This window comes from Bacillus sp. LM 4-2, assembly GCF_000978495.1.
GTDB classification, from domain to species: Bacteria; Bacillota; Bacilli; order Bacillales; family Bacillaceae; genus Bacillus; species Bacillus subtilis.
Genome location: NZ_CP011101.1, coordinates 1,410,670 through 1,432,056, shown reverse-complemented (window position 1 = coordinate 1,432,056; position 21,387 = coordinate 1,410,670). Strand labels below are relative to the sequence as shown.

The 21,387-nt window shown below is 41.4% G+C and carries 22 protein-coding genes and 1 riboswitch; of the genes, 6 read left to right on the top strand and 16 right to left on the bottom strand.

What is annotated here, in order from left to right; all coding sequences use genetic code 11:
• Window positions 1-154: 154 nt before the first annotated feature.
• On the bottom strand, window positions 155-1,249 hold the full coding sequence (gene papB / locus bslm_RS07300; protein ID WP_015715797.1) for a di/tri-peptidase: 1,095 nt from the start codon (window positions 1,247-1,249) through the stop codon (window positions 155-157).
• A gap of 165 nt (window positions 1,250-1,414) precedes the next feature.
• On the opposite strand from papB, the gene bslm_RS07295 reads away from it, so the two are divergent.
• Complete coding sequence (locus bslm_RS07295) at window positions 1,415-1,618, top strand: hypothetical protein (RefSeq protein ID WP_014476643.1); 204 nt, start codon at window positions 1,415-1,417, stop codon at window positions 1,616-1,618.
• 37 nt (window positions 1,619-1,655) lie between these two features.
• Here bslm_RS07295 and pfeT read toward each other — a convergent pair whose 3' ends face one another.
• The 5 genes from pfeT to bslm_RS07270 all read right to left on the bottom strand — a co-directional run bounded on the left by pfeT (window position 1,656) and on the right by bslm_RS07270 (window position 6,927).
• Complete coding sequence (gene pfeT, locus bslm_RS07290; protein WP_046380985.1) at window positions 1,656-3,569, bottom strand: metal-transporting ATPase PfeT; 1,914 nt, start codon at window positions 3,567-3,569, stop codon at window positions 1,656-1,658.
• A 235-nt stretch (window positions 3,570-3,804) separates the two neighbouring features.
• Window positions 3,805-4,302: a sporulation thiol-disulfide oxidoreductase StoA gene (gene stoA, locus bslm_RS07285; protein WP_029317723.1), complete on the bottom strand. Its 498-nt coding sequence runs from the start codon at window positions 4,300-4,302 to the stop codon at window positions 3,805-3,807.
• Between the two features lie 50 nt (window positions 4,303-4,352).
• On the bottom strand, window positions 4,353-5,690 hold the full coding sequence (gene ykvU, locus bslm_RS07280) for a sporulation protein YkvU (RefSeq protein ID WP_021479403.1): 1,338 nt from the start codon (window positions 5,688-5,690) through the stop codon (window positions 4,353-4,355).
• 117 nt (window positions 5,691-5,807) lie between these two features.
• Window positions 5,808-6,434 carry a cell wall hydrolase gene (locus bslm_RS07275; protein WP_015252205.1) on the bottom strand — a complete coding sequence of 209 codons (627 nt, stop codon included), beginning with the start codon at window positions 6,432-6,434 and terminating at the stop codon, window positions 5,808-5,810.
• A 298-nt stretch (window positions 6,435-6,732) separates the two neighbouring features.
• Window positions 6,733-6,927 carry a hypothetical protein gene (locus tag bslm_RS07270; RefSeq protein ID WP_003218622.1) on the bottom strand — a complete coding sequence of 65 codons (195 nt, stop codon included), beginning with the start codon at window positions 6,925-6,927 and terminating at the stop codon, window positions 6,733-6,735.
• Between the two features lie 165 nt (window positions 6,928-7,092).
• Here bslm_RS07270 and bslm_RS07265 point away from each other — a divergent pair, with 165 nt between their 5' ends.
• Complete coding sequence (locus tag bslm_RS07265) at window positions 7,093-7,278, top strand: YkvS family protein (RefSeq protein ID WP_003232446.1); 186 nt, start codon at window positions 7,093-7,095, stop codon at window positions 7,276-7,278.
• A 120-nt stretch (window positions 7,279-7,398) separates the two neighbouring features.
• Here the strand turns inward: bslm_RS07265 and bslm_RS07260 are convergent, their stop codons facing one another.
• The 5 genes from bslm_RS07260 to bslm_RS07240 form a co-directional block, all read right to left on the bottom strand.
• A complete protein-coding gene (locus bslm_RS07260) occupies window positions 7,399-7,689 on the bottom strand; it encodes a YkvR family protein (RefSeq protein WP_003245399.1) in 291 nt (96 codons plus the stop codon).
• Between the two features lie 682 nt (window positions 7,690-8,371).
• Complete coding sequence (locus bslm_RS07255; RefSeq protein WP_029317721.1) at window positions 8,372-9,307, bottom strand: glycosyl hydrolase family 18 protein; 936 nt, start codon at window positions 9,305-9,307, stop codon at window positions 8,372-8,374.
• Window positions 9,308-9,403: 96 nt separating this feature from the next.
• On the bottom strand, window positions 9,404-9,631 hold the full coding sequence (locus bslm_RS07250; protein WP_017695061.1) for a LysM peptidoglycan-binding domain-containing protein: 228 nt from the start codon (window positions 9,629-9,631) through the stop codon (window positions 9,404-9,406).
• Window positions 9,632-9,646: 15 nt separating this feature from the next.
• Window positions 9,647-10,846 carry a spore protein YkvP gene (ykvP, locus tag bslm_RS07245; RefSeq protein ID WP_046380984.1) on the bottom strand — a complete coding sequence of 400 codons (1,200 nt, stop codon included), beginning with the start codon at window positions 10,844-10,846 and terminating at the stop codon, window positions 9,647-9,649.
• 653 nt (window positions 10,847-11,499) lie between these two features.
• Entirely contained in the window at window positions 11,500-12,246 is a 747-nt protein-coding gene (locus bslm_RS07240) for an SDR family NAD(P)-dependent oxidoreductase (protein ID WP_046380983.1), read from the bottom strand.
• A 168-nt stretch (window positions 12,247-12,414) separates the two neighbouring features.
• Between bslm_RS07240 and bslm_RS07235 the strand changes: the two genes are divergently transcribed.
• Window positions 12,415-12,771, top strand: a complete 357-nt coding sequence (locus bslm_RS07235) for a winged helix-turn-helix transcriptional regulator (protein ID WP_003245808.1) — start codon at window positions 12,415-12,417, stop codon at window positions 12,769-12,771.
• 476 nt (window positions 12,772-13,247) lie between these two features.
• On the opposite strand, the gene queF is transcribed toward bslm_RS07235, so the two are convergent.
• The 5 genes from queF to bslm_RS07210 form a co-directional block, all read right to left on the bottom strand.
• The gene (gene queF / locus bslm_RS07230; protein WP_003218613.1) at window positions 13,248-13,745 is read right to left on the bottom strand and encodes a preQ(1) synthase; all 498 of its coding nucleotides are present in this window, start codon (window positions 13,743-13,745) and stop codon (window positions 13,248-13,250) included.
• Window positions 13,746-13,762: 17 nt separating this feature from the next.
• Window positions 13,763-14,494 carry a 7-carboxy-7-deazaguanine synthase QueE gene (gene queE / locus bslm_RS07225; protein ID WP_003232460.1) on the bottom strand — a complete coding sequence of 244 codons (732 nt, stop codon included), beginning with the start codon at window positions 14,492-14,494 and terminating at the stop codon, window positions 13,763-13,765.
• Window positions 14,487-14,936, bottom strand: a complete 450-nt coding sequence (gene queD / locus bslm_RS07220; RefSeq protein WP_003232462.1) for a 6-carboxytetrahydropterin synthase QueD — start codon at window positions 14,934-14,936, stop codon at window positions 14,487-14,489. Before queD ends, queE begins: the two co-directional genes overlap by 8 nt.
• Complete coding sequence (gene queC / locus bslm_RS07215) at window positions 14,929-15,588, bottom strand: 7-cyano-7-deazaguanine synthase QueC (protein WP_015715791.1); 660 nt, start codon at window positions 15,586-15,588, stop codon at window positions 14,929-14,931. Before queC ends, queD begins: the two co-directional genes overlap by 8 nt.
• A 130-nt stretch (window positions 15,589-15,718) precedes the next feature.
• Window positions 15,719-15,763, bottom strand: a riboswitch (PreQ1 riboswitch).
• A gap of 138 nt (window positions 15,764-15,901) precedes the next feature.
• On the bottom strand, window positions 15,902-16,945 hold the full coding sequence (locus tag bslm_RS07210; protein ID WP_015715790.1) for a YkvI family membrane protein: 1,044 nt from the start codon (window positions 16,943-16,945) through the stop codon (window positions 15,902-15,904).
• A gap of 365 nt (window positions 16,946-17,310) precedes the next feature.
• Here bslm_RS07210 and clpE point away from each other — a divergent pair, with 365 nt between their 5' ends.
• From clpE to motB, 3 genes are all read left to right on the top strand, one after another.
• Window positions 17,311-19,410, top strand: a complete 2,100-nt coding sequence (clpE, locus tag bslm_RS07205) for an ATP-dependent protease ATP-binding subunit ClpE (RefSeq protein WP_046380982.1) — start codon at window positions 17,311-17,313, stop codon at window positions 19,408-19,410.
• 383 nt (window positions 19,411-19,793) lie between these two features.
• On the top strand, window positions 19,794-20,606 hold the full coding sequence (gene motA, locus bslm_RS07200; protein ID WP_003238984.1) for a flagellar motor stator protein MotA: 813 nt from the start codon (window positions 19,794-19,796) through the stop codon (window positions 20,604-20,606).
• Window positions 20,578-21,363, top strand: coding sequence for a flagellar motor protein MotB (gene motB / locus bslm_RS07195; RefSeq protein ID WP_003232473.1), 786 nt, complete (start codon window positions 20,578-20,580; stop codon window positions 21,361-21,363). The genes motA and motB overlap by 29 nt, the downstream gene beginning before the upstream one ends.
• Window positions 21,364-21,387: the final 24 nt, after the last annotated feature.

Here is a 21,387-nt window from a genome sequence, read left to right as displayed (position 1 = left end):
GGGTTATGTCTCACTGTTCTCGGTGGCAGCTGTCTTGCTGTAAAACCTCTCAACCAAAAACATGAAATTAAACCCTTTCGAACATTTGATGATTTTTTTATTTAATGCAGATAAAAAAGGACGATGTCGAGAACAAAGTCCTTTTTTATTTCTATTACGGCAGTATGATTAATTCCTTTGGATATTGGGTCAGAGCAACTGCTCCGTCCTTTGTTACGTGAACGTCATCCTCAATGCGCACGCCGCCGATCTCAGGCACATAAATCCCCGGTTCGATCGTGTAGACCATGCCTTCCTGCAGCAGTGTATCGTTGGCCTGGCTCATTGATGGATACTCATGGACAGAAATTCCGAGTCCATGCCCAAGCCGGTGAGGAAAATAGTCACCATATCCCGCTTTTTCAATGATTCCGCGGGCAGTTAAATCCAGATCTCCGATTCTCACACCGGGTTTGCTTGCCTCAATCGCGGCTTTTTCCGCTTGAAGCACAGTCTCGTAAATGGCCTCCTGCTTCGGATTGATGGTTTTGTATGCAAACGTTCTTGTAATATCAGAGCAATAGCCATCAAGAATAACACCGAGATCAAATAAAACAAAATCACCTTTCTTCAACGTGGCTGTACCAGGATTTCCATGAGGCTGGCCAGATTTTTCTCCGAATAAAACCATTGTAGAGAAAGACATGCCCTGAATTCCTTTTTTCTTCAGCTCATACTCAATTTGAGCGAGCACTTCCACTTCACTGATGCCTTCACGCAAAGCAGCTGTGCCGACTTCAACACCGTAATCTGCAAGCTTTGCCGCCTCTTTCAGCAAACGAATCTCATTGTCATCTTTAATCAGGCGAAATTGATTGAGTGTTTCTTCTGCTGAAACAAATTGAGCCCCGCCAGTCGCATGCTTCAGCTGTTCTGCACGTGATAGCGAGATTGAATCCTTTTCTACCGCAAGCGTATGTATGCTGATATTTCGCTTTTTCAAGGCCTTCTCTATCAGCTCCCACGGATTTTCGTGATCCGCATAGCCAATGATTTCATGATTCCAGCCTGCGTTGCGGGCCTGTCCTGCTTCCATTCCTGGACAAACAAAGAAAGGCTCCTCTTCTTGAAAAATAAATAACCCCATTAATCTTTCATGCGGCTCTGTGTAAAAACCGGTTAAGTAAAAAACATTTTCTTTTGTATGAATAAATGCGGCAGTATGCCCCGCTTCCTTCAGCCATGAAGAGACGCGTTGTATTCTATTCACTTCTTGTTCCTCCCTGCCATTTGCAATGCATTGTTCTGTCTTCCATTGTAACAGGTTTTACCGGTGTTTGCCTTTCACGACGCCTTCATTTTCTAATGCATTTTATTTCCTGCTCCTCTTCCTGTATACTGACAGTAACGTTCAATCGCAGGGGGGTTGTTCCGTTTGCTGATGAATTTTTTCAGACGAAAAGCAGTTATGCTCTTAACGGTTTTGGGAATTTCCGCTCCTTTTATCGGGATGAAGATGGTGGGCTTTTATTATTACAGCTCTATCATAGGCTGTGCAGCGGGTTTCCTTTGCTGCATCCTCGCTCTCATCCTGGTTATGAAAAGATCTGATAAAGACAAAAATGAAGGGAAAGCTTGATACATAAAAAGCCAGCAGCCTGATTAGGCTGCTGGCTTTATTTTAGGAGTCTTAAACCGTTTAGTATGACCAAAATCGTGCTGCCCTCATGACCAATCACGCCAAATGGCAATTCCATCACCTGCAAAAAGTTTGCACAAATCAGCAGGCAGATTACAGCTAGAGAAAACACGATATTTTGTTTGATGATCTTGTTCATTTTCCGAGACAAGCGGCACATGTTTACGAGCTTTTTCAAATCGTTTTTCATGAGGACCATATCAGCGGTTTCAAGTGCTACATCTGTTCCGCCGCCCATCGCAATGCCGACATCCGCCGCTTTGAGTGCCGGCGCATCATTGATTCCGTCACCCACCATTGCAATCGTTCCGAATTCTTCTTTTAACCGTTTGATTTCATTCACTTTTTGGTCCGGCAGGCATTCTGCTACGACAGTTGTCATGCCGGCTTCCTTGGCAATCGCTTGAGCCGTGTCTTCGTGATCTCCTGTCAGCATGGCCGTTTTAATCCCAAGTCGGTTCAGTTCTTCCATGACCTCTTTTGCTTCAGGCCTGATTTGGTCCTTCAGTGCGATACAGCCTGCTATTTGATCATCCTTTTTCACAAATACAATTGTATGACCGCTTTGAATGACATCTGATGCTGTTTGTTTCAAAAATTGTGCTGCCATTTCCTCGCCGATAAAACCTGCTTTACCGACCTTCCATTTCGCACCCGACACTTCTGCCATAACGCCAAACCCTGAGGTTTCTTCTATAGATATGTAGCTGGACTGATTCACGCCGCGGCTTTCAGCGTACGCCGTTATGGCTTGGGCGAGCGGATGGCTTGATTGCGTTTCGATGGCATAGACAGCCTCAAGAACTTCCGCTTCACTGAATCCTTCTGCTATTCTGATCGTCTCTACGGCAGGCTGGCCTTTTGTTACAGTGCCGGTTTTATCAAAGGCGATCATTTGCACTGAGCCCAGCTGTTCAAGAAAGACGCTTCCTTTCACAAGCATACCGTTGCGGGCGCCATTTGAAATCAGGGACAGCGCCGCTGGCATAATAGAGGCGACAAGCGCACAAGGTGACGCGACAACCATAAACACCATTGCGCGGTAGAAGGTTTCACTCCAGCTCCAGCCCAGCGCAAAGTGCGGGACGAATAAAAGGAGCGCCACCGCAATTAGCACACCTTTCACATAAGCATTTTCAAATCGTTCGATGAAAGCCTGCGCGGGTGAAACACTATTTTGCGCTGATTCAACCAGTTTGATAATTTTTCTGAATAACGAATCTTCATTTGCTTTCGTGACACGGACAGTCAAGGAGCCATTGCGATTCACCGTTCCTGTGAATATAGTGTCGCCTGTGTTTTTTTCTACAGGCATTGATTCACCTGTTAAAGCCGACTCGTCAAGACTTGTCGAGCCCGATTCAATGATACCGTCTGCCGCTATGCGTTCTCCAGGTTTGATCACAATCATATCACCGGCCTGCAAGTCTGAAACCGGAACTCTTTTGGTTTCACCATTGACCATCAATGTCGCTTCTTCAGGCTCAAGCTGCATTAAAGACGTTAAATCTCTGCTGCTTTTATTCATCGTGTATGTTTCTAAAGCTCCGCTTAAGGAAAAAATAAATATTAAAATAGCACCCTCTGCCCAGTATCCGATCAAGGCGGAACCAACGGCAGCGAAAATCATTAAAAGTTCTACATTCAGCGTTTTGGATTCGAGTGTTTCTTCGATTCCTTCCTTCGCTTTAGCAAATCCGCCGATCACAAAAGCCAGCAAGAAAAGTATTATGGATAATACCTGATATCCGGATAAGAGCCAGCCTGCCAAAATAAGAGCGCCTGATACAAGTGCTGCAATAAGCTCCGCGTGCTGTGCCCAGTTTTTTTCCCTCTTGTCTGTTTTCAATGGCTCATGCGGGTCGCGTTGAACGATAACTTGTTCATTCATATCGAATTCTCCTCTCTAATTGAGAACGTAAATCATCTTCATTTCTCTTATAAAAACAAAATCGCTGCCCAAAAGGCAGCTTTATCGTCAGTTATTTCTTGATGTCTTCCTTTATTATAGCACGCACGAAGAGAATTTCAATTATAATTATTTTAATTTCTTTTTGATAATAATTATCATTAATGTTTATTCACTTCTTCTCTATATGAAAAAAGCTGAGAGTCTATGCTCTCAGCTATTCTTCCGTCCATTCCTTCAGTTGTTCCGCCGTCATCGGGCCAATTTTTGTTTTTTCAATTTCTCCCTTTTCATTCAGCAAAAATGATGTTGGGATCGTGATGATATGATACTCCTTCATCAATTCCCCTTTTGAGTCAAGGACAATTGGAAACGTCAGCTTGTTTGCTTTAATAAAGTCTTCAACGACTTGCTGATTTTGTTCCGAATTCACTAAATTCACCGTTACCAGCTTTACACTGTCGGATGGATGGGCATCATAAAACGATTGAAACTGTGGAAGCTCCTTTTTGCAGGGCGGACACCATGACGTCCAAAAATGGAGAATTGTTTTTTGCCCTTTATTCGGAATCGAGATGTCCTCCCCTTCTATCGTTTTCATAAGAAAAACAGCGGGAACAGCAGGCTGTTTTTCCTCAGCTTGTGCCGCACCTGGAATCCATACAATCAACCCTAATAACATAATGTATATAGTAAGCAAGCGCTTCGTCAACATGGAATCTTCCTTTCATGCTTTTCAATTAGCTTGCCCCTGCAATTCCTATATCATCCTTCAATTCGCGGCGTTCTGGTCCCTCCCGTAAGGAATACGGATACCTTCAATGTTTTGCAGATCGTGGCATAGTGCAGGCTCGTCAAAAGAATCATGCCAGTGTTCATTCCAAGGATAATCCCGAGCATTTGCAGATTCTCCATTGATCCCAGTACATACATCATACTTAGCGCAACGATATGGCTCCATACATTGTGATAAAAAGCCTCTTTCACAAAGCCCATCCCGATTAAGCACGCCTGCAGCGGCATGACAAACAGATGAAAGAGAAAGTAAGGCCACAACAGCTGCAAATAATACTGCGCTTCAGGAGAGTGAAAAAACAAATGCGTGAGAGGTCCCGCAAACTGGAACATGACCCAGACGGCAGGTATACCGTAACCTAATGTAATGAAAATCGACTGCTTCAGCCTTTTTAACACGATGTCATACTGAGAAAGTGCATAAGCTTCCGAAATACTCGGTATCATGACGACCATTAACGAATGGGCAATAAAAGCAGGGAACGACCCTATCGTCACAGCCACTCCTGCCAGCATTCCGTATTGATCGATCGCCGCTGTCCCGGCAACGCCCGCAGCCAAAAGAGCTCCTTTTACTAAAAAGGGTTCAATTGCATTGACAACCGCATGAAAAATGCGCAGTCCTGTTGTAGGAATTGAAACAGCAAGCAGTCTTTTCCTTACATCCTTTCCGCGCAAATGAATATGCTGCTGGCCGGATAACGCCCGCCTTGCCATGATAAATTGTGAATATAAATAAACAAGCACGACCACATCACTCACGACTAGAACAAACAAGGAAATCAGCACGGCCATGTCCAATTCAAATGAGTACCATTGAAAAAAGAGGAATAAGCACAAGAGCTGGATGATTTTTTTCAGCACATTGGCAATTGCGATCTTCCCCATTTTCTGCACACCCATAAAGTAGCCCCTGGCGATTGAAGTAAAGGCGACAACAGGAATTAAGCCGATGACAATCCCTTTAATAAACGGGTGGTATGTATCAAATACCGGAATAAACGGAAGCGCAATACTAGCGGCGGCAGTAGAAAAAGCAGTAAAAATGGCTGTCATTCTGAAAGCGTGCCTTAGCATGCTTTCATGAAGCTTAGGATTTGACTCGGCAATGAATTTAGAAATGGATATCGGCAGTTCCAGGCTCGCGATGACAATAATTAAAAAGATCGTGGGCAAAATACTCATGTAAAGCCCCATCCCATGCTCGCCAAGCTCCCGCGCCAAAATCATATTGACGACAAATTCAAGGCATTCAGCGAAAAAGGCGGCAATGGATAAAAGAATGATCCCTTTCACAAATCGATTCATGATGTCTCTCCTTGTCTCTTGTACTACCAACATCATATGAGACAAGTTCAAAAATTATTTTATTTTTACTCTTTATATGAAAAAAAGCACAGCTGAGACAAATTGTCTCTTCTATGCTTAGACGGCAAAAACGTGTCTGCCGATTTTTTCTACGATTTTTCTTGAACGAATCCAATTATCTGACGCTGTTTTCGGATTATAAAAGAATATGGCATCTGTTTCTCTATTTTTTGAGGACAGCGCTTCTTCGGCAGCTTCAATCGATTCTTTATCAGGCTTTTGGTTAATGCTCCCGTTTGCGACCGGTTCAAAGGCGTTTTTCTGATAAATAACTCCTCTTATCGTATCAGGAAAACCTTTTTTCTCCGTCCTGTTCAGTACAACGCTTGCTACAGCGACCTTGCCTTTATATGATTCTCCTTTGGCCTCTGCGTGAACGAGACGGGACAGCAACTCTTTTTCAGACTGTGTATATGTTTCTTTCTCATCATTTGTTTTGTTCGGTTTATCTTTCTCTTTCTTTTCAGTGTGTGCTGATAGCTTAATCGGTTTTATTTTCTTGTCTTTATCAGCAGACAGTGAAGGGAAAGATTCATTCGTATTTCGATCTATATGTGTAAGCCATTTCGCTTCTTCATGTTTTGTCTTCTTTGCGCTCAGTAGTGAAGCTTGTGTATGCTCAATTTTGGCTGCAGGCATGAAACAAAGAAGAAAAACAGCCAGAGCAGTGAATTTCGTTGTCATACAGTTTCCTCCTTAAAGTGCTCCAAAAAACACTTCATAACCTTAACAAGAGATCCATTCATTTTCACGGAAAAAGATTTTCCAACTCTCCCAAGGAGGTATCAGGATGGAATAAAGAGGATGACTCACTGCTTAATGGCAAAAAAACAGTCTGAAATTCTATAAATATTGTTAAATTAAAACATGTTTATCCATCTTTGGTACTTTACATTTTATTTACACCTGTTACAGACAGCTGTAATAAAAGGCTTGTGTTCTGTCATATATGATAAAAAGGTTTCTCACGTATGAGAAACCTTCAGCTTCTTGGCTGTTCTAAGTATTGAAAGATAACATCTCCGCCTTGCTGGGCAATTCCTCGGAAATGTTTAAAATCATCTTGTTTAGATAACACGGCCCTGAAATCAAGAAAATGCTCTTTCTGGACTCTCAGTTCGTTTATGGCGCCGGTGCGCAGCTGTTCAATCATTTCTGTTATTTCTTCGGGACGCAACAAAAATTCCCCCCTTTTCTTTCTATTGACGAAAATCAATATATCATCTTTATAGCGACAGGACAATTCATAAGGGAGATAAAACTCCTTATCGCTTTACTTCTCAATGAAAATACTGCAAAATACTTTCAAAAGGCATTATTATGTTTAAAGGAGAGGAAGCTTGTGAAAATCGCTAAGGTTGGGAATGTCATTGAATTTAAAAACGGATTAACCGGTGTTGTTGAAAAAGTAAATGAGAATTCTGTTATCGTTGATGTGACGATCATGGATAACTATCGGGATCTTGAGTTAGATTCATTGACAGTTGTTAATCATAAAAATTATAAGATCATCAGAGACTCCTATTAAAACCTCCTTATTTCCACATTTATTCAAAAAACTGCAAGACGGACAATTTAACACCTTACATATGAAATTCGCTTTCTCAAAAGCTGCCGGCCGGCAGCTTTTTTACATAAAAAACACCGATCATGAATCGGCGTTTTTGTCTATTTCCGTTATTTCTATATAGAACTCGCTGACGGCCCCTGGTTCGTACAGGTTGGTCAATGATGTTGAATAATTTGTCATTTCCCCCCGGAAGGCAAGATCGCGTTCCGGAACCTCGACATTAAACGTTTTTTCATACAACAGGACAGCGATATCATGGTAAGTCTCACTCGTAACGTTTAAGGTAAATGCAATTTTTCGCTTCGGCTCGCTCTCCTCTTGATATGCAGCCATTTCTAACGTTACATTGTTTAACCGCAATGTCTTCACTTCATATCACTCCTTTATAGTCCATGCATCTTAGCATACCTTAGCGAATGTTTACAATGAATCTGTTCTTAATGGTTATATGAACCAATTCATTTGAAAAGACACCTTTACAAACATACGTTCGTTAAATTATAATAAAACAGACGAGCTGCCATCCAGCATCCCGTCTTTTCATTAGAAAGCGGCGAGTGGAATTCCCCCCGGATTCGCTCGTCTTTTTTATGTAAAAACCCCCTCATTTCTAAGGAGAAACTATATGGTCGATTATCAACAAGTCATGCTTCACCATGCGTACAATCAATTCTCATCATGTTTTTTAGATAAACCAGCATCCATTCAGGAAGTATATGAGTGTATGCTTTTAAAGTTCTAGTTAGTCGTGCGCTTCCATATCGATCCTGAACAATTCTGAATGAAATGCGATAACCCTGCTATCAAGTAGCATGTGTATGATTAAATCATGGAAGCAGAATAAATTCAACACATCCGTAAAATGCGTACTATAACATAAGTTTGAATGTGTATTTCAAGCCCAATGTAATGCCTCGTGTAGAACATTTTGGGAGAAGGGCCTATGGAATGCCCTCACTGTTTTACCCGCACTCGTAATAAACTCCTTTCAGTATGTCCATTTAGAGATTCATTGCAATTATCTTCGAATTTTGTTCTGAACTATAAATCATTATATATTTTTAAACACTGTATTCCAGACTGACGCATCTTCTTGTCCAAGACTCCAGCTGCCAAGACCTTTCAGATTATATTTTTGAGCGAGTTTTATTTTTGCTCTGAGTGACTGTTCATTTTCAAACCATAATGTATATGTTCCCGAAGGCAACGGCCCCTTGTTATCGTGATTGACAGTAAAAATAGCTTTTGGAGATTGACTCTTGGTGTCAAAAATAATTGTTCCGCTATGCCTTTTTACTAATGAGTCAACAAGGTAAAGGGGAATGGCTTGAGAGGCAGATTGGCCTTCCATCCAGCAGCGGCCATAGAATGGCAATCCTAAAACTAGTTTTTGAGGAGAGATTTTTTGGGTCAGAACATATTGAATGGACTTTTCCACCCATCCTACACTTGCGGTAGGCCCAGCAAGGCGGCTTTCATCATAGGCCATAACCATAAGATAATCTGCATATTTAGCTAAATACTCGTAATCATATGATCCGTGCCAGCCCTTCGTCCAGCCAAAAGGATTTGCCGCCACTGCAACTGATACTTCTTTATGTTTAGGAATACTTTTCCTTACTAATCTAATAAAATCTGTAAATAGATTCCGATCTTTTTCTGTAAGGTTTTCTATATCGATATTAACTCCGTCCAAATCCAGTTCTTCTATTGCATGAGAAATTTGTTTAGCTAAAAGAACTCGGTTCATTAATGCAAATCGTCCCAAATCCTGATCCCAATGATTGCTTAGAAAAGGAACTACTTTTAATTTTCTTCTATGAAGAGCTTTAATCACATCGGGATTAGCTGAACGGAGAAGTAATGATCCATCTTTTCTGATATAGAAAAAATCAGGAGACACAACATTTAATACTCCGTTCGTTTGATCAACGTGTTGAATAAAATCCCATCCTAATCCAGAATAGAAATAGCTCATTTGAAACATCTCATAACCCCTTCATCCCCAAAAATATCAAGTTCCCCACAAATAAAAAAATGAGGATTGTCATTTCAATTTGATTCGTTTCCGAAACCTCAAAGATTATCTTTCTCTTATCTTTATAATTTGTCCAGGATAAATTCTATCTGAAGAAAGCTTATTAAGATTCATAAGTTGTTGTACCGGAATTTTAAAGGATTTGGCAATCGTCCATAATGTATCGCCGGATTCCACATGATATACTTCGTATGTCACGGGAAATTCCATATAACGAGGCGTTCTTTTTACTTTATTCGCTTGATTTCTTATTTTAGGTATTTTCCCCTTCATTCATATTACTCTCCTTTAGAATAATTTGTTATTAATATTTCTAAACAGTTTCTCTCTAATCTTAATGATTTGTCCAGCATATATTTGATCTGATTTGAAATGATTAAGCTCCATGAGTTGCTGCAGGGAAACATTATACTTCCTGGCAATTATTGATAATGTTTCACCGGGAGTAACATGATGGATCACGTATTTTTCTTTGAGAACATCTACATAATGAATGGTTTCCCCTAAGTTTCTTATAATTCCTCTGCTTTTTAGCACCTCAAGCATTCTCTCGGCTCTATGCCGATAGGAATCATTCTTTACAGCCTTTTTACCGTTTATCTGAATCTTTTTTCTCTCGCTATCATGATTCAAATAGTATTTAACCTTTTCCAAAGTTTCTTTTGGGGAGGAAGAAACGATGAGATCGCGGCCAGGTTTGAATTTATCTCGAACTGCTGGTGTATCCGATGTCAATAAAAACCCCCCGGAACCAAGAATCTCATAGGTGCGTTGCGTAAGTTGGCTTTCACAGTTTTGCAAACCGATAATGATTTTTGCTGAACTGTAAACTTTATATGCTTCAGTATAATCAAGGTATCCATGGATCCAATTGCGAGGAATTTCTCTTCCTATATATTTACTCATTTTTTCCCAATTTCTCCCCCAAAAATCAATGCGAATACCTTTCCGTATAAGAGGACGAATAAGCGTTTTTAAAGAGGACGAACGGAACACTTCCGGATGTTCTTCAAGAAAATTAGGGTAAGCATTAGCCACCACTGCTATATCACAACTGTATTTCGCTAATGGTTTAATCTGGTGATGTATACTTTCGTGAAATGCAAAGTCTAAGTGAGCTGCTTTAATCCCCATGCTTTCATAAGTTTTACACAGAGAAGGCGTAACCGTGAAAACAAAATCCGGTTTCATCTTTTTAATTAACGGGATAGTAAAGTTTTGAGTGTGCAGCGGGTCTTCAGTTGCCCAATAAACGAGAGGGATATTCACCTTTTTAGTAGCGTTGCGAATCCAGGCCTGCTTTTCCCTTGAATGCTCTGGTGTCCATCCCATAGATACTATTAGATCTGGTTTAAATTCGTCTATCATTTCAGTGATATTTTCCCGACTTACAGGACCGGAAATCATTACGGTATGTCCTGCTTCCCTAAACCCATTCGGTAAACCATAGAGCCACATGGGATGACTCTCAAGGAAAAGAATTTTCACACATTTCCATCCTCTCTTTCACTTTTTAATGTCTACTTTATTGGTATGTATATGTAATATAACTTGTCGCGGTACTAGTCTATAAAAAAACGTTCAGGTGTGAGATCACGTGATAGCTTGTGTGGGATGCCCCACAAAAAAAGAAAGCAACCTACAACATATTTTCCTATGTGGTTATTCAGGACATAAGGATTCCTTTAAATATTTTTAAAAGTATTAGAATACAAGGACAGGGATATTATTTTTTATTAAAAGTCAAGAAAATGTTTAATTTTATTAATAATTAAGAAACCAAATGAAATGTCACACATTTTATAAACAAAAAGAGAGGATAGATGAACAGGGTGAAAATGCCTGTATTCAACTATCCTTTTTTTGTACAACAAATGACCTCATTTACTACAACAACGGTGTTGTTTGTTCTTCAACTAACGCCCCCGTTACTTTAAGTACATTTATTCACAGTGTAATCTTTTTTACAGGTCATTTAGTAGTAGCCCCAGGAAAATGCGAATTTACAACGTTAAGCAAATTCAAATATAAAAAAGTCGAATTCCCTGTCCTTTAAGGAAAACGACTTTTTTATACGACTTCTTCAAGTAAATCCCCATTAACCTTTTTTGGGGACTATTTGTAATCTCTGCGCAGGGAAATTATACCTGTGCTAGCCCGCCATCTACGAACAATTCAACACCCGTCAAGTAACTGCTTTCGTCTGAAGCAAGGAAAGATACAGCGTTTGCTACTTCTTCAGGTGTCCCAACTTTTCCAGCTGGAACAGTATTTCTGCTATTTTCCAGTACCTCTTCAAGTGCATCACCAAAAAGCTCATCGTAGGCAGGTGTAAGAATACCTCCTGGACTAACCACATTTACACGGATTTCAGTACCTTTTAGGTCAAGAATCCAGTTGCGAACTAGTGCTCTTAATGCTGCTTTAGATGCTCCATATACACTAAACGCTGGGTTGCCAATTGATCCAGCAGTAGAGCCCGTTACAATAATAGAACCTACTTTGTCCGGGAATAGTGATAACGCTTTTTGAACAGTAAAGATGGTTCCTTTAACGTTAATGTCGAACGTTCTATCAACCTGCTCTTCAGTAATTTCACCTAATGGAAGGAAGTTGCCGATGCCTGCATTAGCAAAAAGAATGTCCAACTTACCTTTTTCCTGCTTTATAATGTCATATAGTTTGTCTAAGTCTTCAAGCTTAGAAATATCACCTTGAACACCGCTTACGTTCTTGCCAATTTGGTTAACAGCTTTATCAAGTTCGTTTTGTCTACGTCCCGTGATATAAACATATGCACCTTCGTTTACAAATTTTTGTGCTGTAGCAAGGCCAATCCCACTTGTTCCACCCGTTACAAGCGCTATTTTACCTTCAAATTTACCCATACTTAACACTCCTTTAGAATTAATATTATTTTATGTCTAGTACCTTTAAGTACTTGAAGAACAACTTACAAGATATAGTATCCTTCAGTAAGCACATTATCGGAAGTACCCACTTTTTTGTGATATAGTAACTAAAAAGTAATAAATGTGGAATGGAGAGCTTTAGACATGAAAAAATTTAGCTGTGGGTTTGAAGTGACAAAGGAAGTTATTGGAGGAAAATGGAAAGGCCTTGTATTATACTTTTTAATGAATGGACCAAAGAGAACGAGTGAATTAAAGCGCATTATCCCAAATATAACTCAGAAAATGCTGATTCAAACACTTAGAGAGCTTGAAGCCAGTGGACTTGTGAGCAGAAAGATGTATAATCAAGTACCGCCGAAGGTTGAATATTCATCCACTGAACTTGGAGAATCTCTTAAACCTATCTTGCAGGAGCTCTGTCAATGGGGAGGCTATTATGCGGAGCAAGAGTATGCAGAAGGTGAATATGAAATTGTACAACCAGAACAACTAAGTTAGGATTGATGTAGCTGCTGAAGTAAATGCTAAACAACTTCAATACCATCACCTAACAGATGAAGAACAGTCAGAAATAAATCAGATATTCAATTTTGAAAGTGAAGTTCTAATAAGAAGTGTCGATTATATTCAGGAGAACTTTGATGAAATTCAAAAAAGAGCTGTTTCAAATGTTAAAGAGAAGATTCAGAAACTTAGCCAAAAAATAATGAAGATATTGATAATAATATTTAATGCCTATGATCTCTAGATAGGCATTTTTTCTTTCGGATAAAAAAGAAAAGACGTACAAATTGTACGCCTTAATCTGCTTCTGTACTATCAATTTTTCACTGCATAAAAGTCACAGTTCAGGTTGCACCTCAGGTCACACTCCGGTCACTTCGGGTCACATTTCCGCTGAAAATTAACGCTGAATGTTCGGATTTTACTGTGACTCCACTTCCTTTTACACTCCGTATCACACAACGGAATAATTAACGATTATCAATTGTCTCCGGATACAAATCATGGTTCATCATACGGTATTCGGCCATTTTCTCATACTTCGTGCCAGGCTTTCCGTAGTTTGTGTACGGGTCAATGGAAATTCCGCCTCTTGGCGTGAATTTGCCCCATACTTCAATGTAGCGCGGGTCCATTAATTCAATCAAGTCATTCATGATGATATTCATGCAGTCCTCGTGGAAGTCACCATGGTTTCTGAAGCTGAATAGATACAGCTTTAATGATTTGCTTTCAACCATTTTTTCATCAGGAATGTAGCTGATGTAGATTGTCGCAAAGTCTGGCTGGCCTGTTTTAGGACATAAAGATGTGAATTCCGGACAATTGAATTTTACAAAGTAGTCACGGTTTACATGTTTATTAGGGAAGGATTCCAGCACGTCCGGTGCATATTCGAACAAATAATTTGTACCTTGGTTGCCTAGCAATGTTACACCTTCTAATTCTGATTCTTTTCTTGTCGTCATGTTCATCTTCCTTTCTATTATACTCCGCGTTTGTTGCCCCATAACAGGGTGTGCAGCTGCGGGAGCACTCTGACGAGATTCAGCTCCGCATCGACAGCTACCTTATCAACAAGCGCTTCATATTTCCCAAGCAAATGTGCAATCAGTGACTGATCATCTGTCGTATGCACGTCATCATTTCCGACTTGTAAATAAAACGGGATTCCCGGATACCGCTTGTGCACAGTTTTGGCAAATTCCAGATCTTCATCATTAAAGATGACAACCTTCAAGCTGACAGCATGCTGTCTATCATTCTCTTGAAGTGAAGTTAAAATGTGGTCAAGCTTTTGAAAGTTCGTTACCATTTTTGAGCTTGGCGGTTTTGGAGAAATTGTCAGGTCATCAATCAGCGTAAACCAATCCTGATAAACGGTCCCTTGAGTTTCAAGCGCTGCACGAATGTTATTTTCCTTCAGCAGTTCAATAAAAGCATCCAGCTGTTTTAACAGAGCCGGGTTGCCGCCTGAGATCGTCACATGAGAAAACGCATCTCCCCCAATGTCCTTAAGCTCCGCAAAAATCTCCTCCGCCGTCATCCAGCGAATATCTTTTTTAGCAGACCCATCCCAAGTGAAAGCGGAGTCACACCAGCTGCAGGAATAATCGCAGCCGGCTGTCCGGACGAACATCGTTTTCTGTCCGATCACCATGCCTTCTCCTTGAATCGTCGGGCCGAAAATTTCTAATACAGGAATTCCTTTAGCCATTCAAACCACCCTTTTTCGGACGGTAGACACAGTAGCTTGTCGGTGTTTCACGGACAAACACCTGTACACAGGTCGGCTTATTCTCCAAAGTGTCTAAATAAGCCTGTACGTTGTCATAAATCGTTTTCGCCACGACTTCAGTTGTCGGCAGCGAATACCGGTCGTCCTGAGAAAAATCTTCATGATCATTTAATAGCGTGTGATCATAGTTTCCGTGCACCAGTTTTTTGAGTACGCTGAAATTGACAAGAAAGCCGGAATCGTCAAGTTCGTCGCCGGCAACGGTTATATTTACGGTATACGTATGTCCGTGAACCCTGCTGCACGCTCCCGCACTTTCCCGAGGGATAAAATGAGCGGCTGAGATATGCATGTCCTTATTCAGTTCAAACGAATAAGGATGCTGGGCCTGCGGATAAATTTGAGATAACAATTTATGCACGCTCTCCTTTCATTATCATATATTCTTCATAACCTTTTGAACGAAGGTGACATGCCGGACATTCGCCGCAGCCGTCTGCGATGATGCCGTTATAGCATGTCAGCGTGTTGTTTTTCACAAAATCCAGCGCGCCAAGCTCATCTGCAAGCTTCCACGTTTCCGCCTTATTGAGCCACATGAGAGGCGTGTGGATCACAAACGGCTTCTCCATCGCCAGATTTACCGTTACATTGCAAGATTTCACGAATTCATCACGGCAATCAGGGTAACCGCTGAAGTCTGTCTCGCAAACTCCTGTAATAATGTGGCGCGCGCCAATTTGGTAAGCCAGGATAGACGCAAAGGATAAGAATACCAAATTGCGACCTGGAACGAATGTGGATGGCAGTTCGCCGTCTTTTACTTCTATCTCAATATCATTTCTAGTCAGGGCATTCGGTGCAAGCTGATTTAAAAGTGACATATCAAGCAAATGATTTTTCACACCAAGCTTTTCCGCAATGGATTTTGCCACTTCAATTTCCTGCGAATGTCGCTGATTATAATGAAAAGTCACCGTTTCGACTTCTTCGAATTCTTTTAAGGCCCACAGTAAGCATGTTGTGCTGTCTTGGCCGCCGCTAAATACGACAATTGCTTTTTCTTTTTTCATGATTCCTCTCCTTCTCCGCAATAAAAACGCCGGCGAGAGACATCGCTACAGCTAATTCACGCAAAAAAACACCTTTTTTTCGGAAGGTGCTCTAGAAAAACATAAAAAAGGCCGTATCCAAGGATACAGCTCGTCCTTAGTTTTTTATAGAGGGTGTAGCTAGAACCTCTCCCGCATATCGCACGGATTTTCTTCAATTTTTTCACTTCTGCTATCTTACCATAATGTTGTTTTTCTTGACAATAAAAAAGTCAATCCCCGGTTCCTAGATCAATTATCGCTCTATAGTGACGGTTCGCTTCATTATATATATTTATAAACTGCGCCGTCGAGGAGCCTTTTTGCAAAGCAAAGCGCCTATGAAGGCCAGGCTCACATAGCCAAACAAGGGATAAATCGTTGAAATAAGCTTGCCATACCCTATTTGGCTCGTAATATAAGCCGTGATCATAATAGCTGTAAAGATATATTTGCTTTTCAATGGAAGAAAGCTTTGCACTTGTTTTTCTAATCCATATAGATTACCGATAACTGATGTGAACACTTCTCCGAAAATAATGAGTAAATAAATCAAATGGACAGATCGTGCAAAGAGATAAACCACTTGTGCCATCGGTATATCATACAAAAATACATCCGGAAGAGTTGACAAAGACAGAAAACTCGCGGACAGCACAATCGTCAGCATCGTCCCTCCGATTAAAGCGCCTTTTTTGATCACTTTCTCCGAGGACATTTCATTCGCCAGCGGAACCAAAACTGCTTGGGCAAGCGATAAATTCAAAGCCCCGTAAGAAAAGGCTGATAACAGCCAATCCCAGCGATGCGGCCAGACCCACTGAGCTGCGTTTCGTGATTCGCTGAATATAAAAGAGTCGGCCACTACAATCATTGAAAAGAGGATTAAAAGGGGAACAACAAACACATTGACACCGAAAATGCCTTTTACTCCTCTAGTCATCACAATTAAGCTCAGACCGATTGTAATGAGCATCCCAATCTGAGCGGACATCCCCAATTGTTCCTCAAAAAGCGCCCCTGCTCCTGAAAGCATGACAGATGTAACTCCGAGGAGAACAAACAGCATAAATACATTGATAATCCGCCCAGCCGCCGCCCCGAACAAAAAGATGTTCATTTCTTGATATGACTTGGCATTGATTCGCTTTGAAATGATCATCAGCTTGGCGCCCAGAAACGTAAACATTCCGCCGCTGACGAGAATGCCGAATAAACCGAACCAGCCGAACTTCAGAAAAAACTCAACAATTTCTCTGCCAGTCGCAAATCCAGCTCCGACTACTGTGCCGACATACACAAAAGCAAGCTGACTTGCAGACCCTTTTGATTGTTCCATTTCTCCCCTCCGAACGAACCGCAGTTTTGTCCATAGATGCCTTTTTATAACCTATGAGACAAGTTCCTTGAAAAGACGAAGAAAACATGTTTTACTTTGTAACAAATCAAAAATTTTTTGTGCATAAGACTTGAAAGTCAAAGTTAGTCAGAGTATACTATTAATCAAAGTTGGTCAAACAAACCGGCCTTTTTTAAAAATCAATTGGTCAAAGTTAGTCAAATATTCAGCCTGCTTTGAGCATATTGGTTTGAATGCCGTTAAGTTTGCCGTATACTAATAGTCAAAGAAGGTCAAATCCAATAGACCTTTTTATTCACTTTCATTGGTCAAAGAAGATCAAATTATTAAGGAGGTTTTGGCAAATGCGTTGTCAACATTGTCATCAAAACGAGGCGACGATTCGCCTTAACATGCAAATAAATTCCGTTCATAAACAGATGGTTCTTTGTGAAACTTGCTATAACGAACTGACCCGTAAACCTTCAATGAGTATGGGTCCTCAATCTTTCGGATTTCCGTTTGAACAGGCATTCCAGCCGAAAGAAAAGAGCGCAGCAAAACAAAGCGGAAAAAAAGGGTTGCTTGATGAGTTGGCTCAAAATATTACAAACGGTGCTAAAGCCGGTCTCATTGATCCCGTCATCGGCCGTGATGATGAAGTGGCGCGAGTGATCGAAATTCTAAACCGCCGCAACAAAAACAATCCGGTTCTTATTGGTGAGCCGGGTGTGGGGAAAACTGCCATCGCTGAAGGGCTCGCTTTAAAAATTGCTGAAGGCGATGTTCCAAACAAACTGAAAAACAAAGAGCTATACTTGCTTGATGTTGCATCCCTTGTTGCAAATACAGGGATCAGAGGCCAATTTGAGGAGAGAATGAAACAGCTGATCACTGAGCTGAAGGAACGAAAAAATGTCATTCTGTTCATTGATGAAATTCACCTTCTCGTCGGCGCAGGCTCTGCAGAAGGATCAATGGACGCCGGCAACATTCTCAAACCGGCCCTAGCCAGAGGCGAACTGCAAGTCATTGGCGCGACAACACTGAAAGAATATCGTCAAATCGAAAAAGATGCCGCGCTGGAAAGACGTTTTCAGCCTGTCGTGGTGCAGGAGCCTTCAATTGAACAGGCTATCCTCATTCTGCAAGGGATTAAAGACAAATACGAGGCGTACCATGGCGTAACATTCAGTGATGAAGCAATCAAAGCGTGTGTCACTTTATCATCCCGCTACATTCAGGACAGACACCTGCCGGATAAAGCAATTGATTTATTAGATGAAGCAGGTTCAAAAGCCAACCTGTTAATTGATGAACTGAATGATGAGGATGCCGCTGAACGCTTAACTGCAATTGAAGCCGAAAAAACAAAAGCCCTGGAAGATGAAAATTACGAACTGGCGGCAAAACTCCGTGATGAAGAACTCGCATTGGAGAAAAAACTGAACAGCTCCTCCGCTCATACCGCTGTCACTGTGGAAGCTGAGCACATTCAGGAAATTGTTGAACAAAAAACAGGCATCCCTGTCGGCAAACTGCAGGCAGACGAACAAACGAAAATGAAAGAACTCGAAGCAAAACTTCATGAACGCGTGATTGGACAAGAAGCCGCTGTTCAAAAAGTGGCAAAGGCGGTAAGACGAAGCCGCGCCGGTTTAAAATCCAAAAACAGACCAGTCGGCTCCTTCCTCTTCGTCGGTCCTACCGGCGTAGGGAAAACAGAGCTTTCTAAAACACTGGCAGATGAATTATTCGGCACAAAAGACGCTATTATCCGACTCGATATGAGCGAATACATGGAGAAACACGCCGTATCTAAAATTATCGGTTCACCGCCTGGATATGTCGGCCATGAGGAAGCTGGACAATTAACTGAGAAAGTGCGCCGCAATCCTTACAGCATTGTGTTGCTGGATGAGATTGAAAAAGCACACCCAGACGTTCAGCATATGTTCCTGCAAATTATGGAAGATGGCCGTCTGACAGACAGCCAAGGCAGAACCGTAAGCTTCAAAGACACTGTGATCATCATGACAAGTAATGCGGGTGCTGGTGAGAAACAAACGAAAGTCGGTTTCCAATCAGATGACAGTGTCATCGAAGAACAAACATTAATTGATTCACTGAGCATGTTCTTTAAACCTGAGTTCCTCAACCGTTTTGACAGCATTATTGAGTTCCGCTCATTGGAAAAAGAACATCTTGTCAAAATCGTCAGCCTTCTTCTTGGAGAACTTGAAGAAACATTGGCGGAACGGGGCATTAGCTTGAATGTGACAGATGAAGCGAAAGAAAAAATCGCTGAGCTGGGCTACCACCCTTCATTCGGTGCACGTCCGCTTAGAAGAACCATCCAAGAATGGGTTGAGGATGAAATGACCGATCTGCTGCTTGATAATGGCGAGATCACAAGTTTTCACGTGATTTTAGAAGATGATAAAATCAAAGTGCGAGCGAAATAACAATCAGCGGTTTCCTTTTAGGAAGCCGCTTTTTTTATGCTTTCATACTCTTGACTTAGAAAATACCGTCCCTTCCCCTGAAGCGCTACTTCCCTTCATCCTTTACACTTTTTTTAAGGAGGGATGGAACATGTTTATATACAGTGAATATGTATTTCTACTATTATATGAATACCATCTGAAGGACAGCTTGCAAGAAAGCTGATAATTTCAGTAGACACCCGGGCTTTTCAATTTTGGAGAGCCCGTTTTTGTTTATTTCTCCCTTCTATGCCTCTTCCTTGAATATTTCATGAACAAATTCACAATGTCCCTAAAGTTCCGGGCACCAAAACCGATATTAACCATAGACAAGATAGTAAAAAAGGATTTGGTGAAAAACTATGGATAAAACTTCGTTAATCGGTATTATTCTTGCTTTTGTGGCATTGAGCGTCGGGATGGTTCTGAAAGGCGTCAGTTTCAGCGCCCTTGCAAACCCCGCTGCCATTTTAATTATTATCGCCGGGACAATCTCAGCAGTCGTTATTGCGTTCCCAACAAAAGAAATTAAAAAAGTGCCTGCGTTGTTTCGAGTGTTATTTAAGGAAAATAAACAGCTCACAATAGAGGAACTCATTCCTATGTTCTCTGAATGGGCTCAGCTTGCACGCCGCGAAGGTCTGCTTGCTTTAGAAGCAAGCATTGAGGATGTAGATGATGCTTTCTTGAAAAACGGGCTCAGCATGGCTGTTGACGGGCAAAGCGCAGAATTTATCAGAGATATTATGACAGAGGAAGTCGAAGCAATGGAGGACAGACACCAAGCCGGAGCCGCTATTTTTACACAAGCAGGAACGTACGCTCCGACACTTGGAGTACTCGGCGCTGTAATCGGGCTAATTGCCGCTCTCTCTCATATGGACAATACAGATGAGCTTGGACACGCCATCAGTGCCGCCTTTGTTGCCACACTTCTCGGTATCTTTACAGGGTATGTGTTATGGCATCCTTTCGCAAATAAATTAAAACGAAAATCAAAACAAGAAGTAAAACTGCGTGAGGTCATGATTGAAGGTGTTTTATCCGTTTTAGAAGGACAAGCACCGAAAGTCATCGAACAAAAGCTTTTAATGTATCTTCCTGCGAAGGACCGCTTGAAATTTGCAGAACAAGGAGAGGCGCAAAATGGCGAGAAAAAAGAAGAAGAAGCATGAGGACGAGCACGTTGATGAATCATGGCTCGTTCCTTACGCCGACATCCTTACTCTTCTCCTGGCATTGTTTATTGTGCTGTACGCGAGCAGCTCGATTGACGCAGCTAAGTTTCAAATGCTCTCAAAATCATTTAATGAAGTCTTTACAGGCGGCACCGGTGTACTGGACTACTCCAGTGTCACTCCTCCTGAAAACGAGTCAGACGGCATCGATGAAGTGAAAAAGGAAAAAGAAGAGAAAGAGAAAAACAAGAAAGAAAAAGAAAAAGCAGCTGATCAAGAAGAACTTGAAAATGTGAAGAGCCAGGTGGAAAAGTTCATCAAAGATAAAAAGCTGGAACATCAGCTGGAGACGAAGATGACTAGTGAAGGCCTTCTGATTACGATTAAAGACAGCATCTTCTTTGATTCTGGAAAAGCGACCATCCGTAAGGAAGATGTGCCGCTTGCAAAAGAGATTTCAAATCTTCTTGTGATTAACCCGCCAAGAAATATCATTATCAGCGGACATACTGATAATATGCCAATTAAAAATTCTGAATTCCAATCAAACTGGCATTTAAGCGTCATGAGAGCGGTAAACTTTATGGGGCTCCTGATTGAAAACCCCAAGCTCGATGCAAAAGTGTTCAGCGCCAAGGGTTATGGCGAGTATAAACCGGTGGCTTCCAACAAAACTGCGGAAGGCCGAAGCAAAAACCGGCGGGTTGAAGTTCTCATTTTGCCAAGAGGCGCAGCGGAAACAAATGAAAAATAGCAAAAAAGGAAGCCTTGTGACATA

What these genes read in the sequence shown, in the direction of transcription:
- bslm_RS07275 (WP_015252205.1), bottom strand. Translation starts at nt 6,434, where the DNA reads ATGACAACGAAATTCACTGCTCTGGCTGTTTTTCTTCTTTGTTTCATG.
- bslm_RS07255 (WP_029317721.1), bottom strand. Translation starts at nt 9,307, where the DNA reads ATGTTTCAAATGAGCTATTTCTATTCTGGATTAGGATGGGATTTTATT.
- bslm_RS07235 (WP_003245808.1), top strand. Translation starts at nt 12,415, where the DNA reads ATGAAAAAATTTAGCTGTGGGTTTGAAGTGACAAAGGAAGTTATTGGA.
- queE (WP_003232460.1), bottom strand. Translation starts at nt 14,494, where the DNA reads ATGGCTAAAGGAATTCCTGTATTAGAAATTTTCGGCCCGACGATTCAA.
- queF (WP_003218613.1), bottom strand. Translation starts at nt 13,745, where the DNA reads ATGACGACAAGAAAAGAATCAGAATTAGAAGGTGTAACATTGCTAGGC.
- bslm_RS07240 (WP_046380983.1), bottom strand. Translation starts at nt 12,246, where the DNA reads ATGGGTAAATTTGAAGGTAAAATAGCGCTTGTAACGGGTGGAACAAGT.
- ykvU (WP_021479403.1), bottom strand. Translation starts at nt 5,690, where the DNA reads ATGAATCGATTTGTGAAAGGGATCATTCTTTTATCCATTGCCGCCTTT.
- pfeT (WP_046380985.1), bottom strand. Translation starts at nt 3,569, where the DNA reads ATGAATGAACAAGTTATCGTTCAACGCGACCCGCATGAGCCATTGAAA.
- clpE (WP_046380982.1), top strand. Translation starts at nt 17,311, where the DNA reads ATGCGTTGTCAACATTGTCATCAAAACGAGGCGACGATTCGCCTTAAC.
- stoA (WP_029317723.1), bottom strand. Translation starts at nt 4,302, where the DNA reads ATGTTGACGAAGCGCTTGCTTACTATATACATTATGTTATTAGGGTTG.
- queC (WP_015715791.1), bottom strand. Translation starts at nt 15,588, where the DNA reads ATGAAAAAAGAAAAAGCAATTGTCGTATTTAGCGGCGGCCAAGACAGC.
- bslm_RS07250 (WP_017695061.1), bottom strand. Translation starts at nt 9,631, where the DNA reads ATGAAGGGGAAAATACCTAAAATAAGAAATCAAGCGAATAAAGTAAAA.
- bslm_RS07210 (WP_015715790.1), bottom strand. Translation starts at nt 16,945, where the DNA reads ATGGAACAATCAAAAGGGTCTGCAAGTCAGCTTGCTTTTGTGTATGTC.
- motB (WP_003232473.1), top strand. Translation starts at nt 20,578, where the DNA reads ATGGCGAGAAAAAAGAAGAAGAAGCATGAGGACGAGCACGTTGATGAA.
- motA (WP_003238984.1), top strand. Translation starts at nt 19,794, where the DNA reads ATGGATAAAACTTCGTTAATCGGTATTATTCTTGCTTTTGTGGCATTG.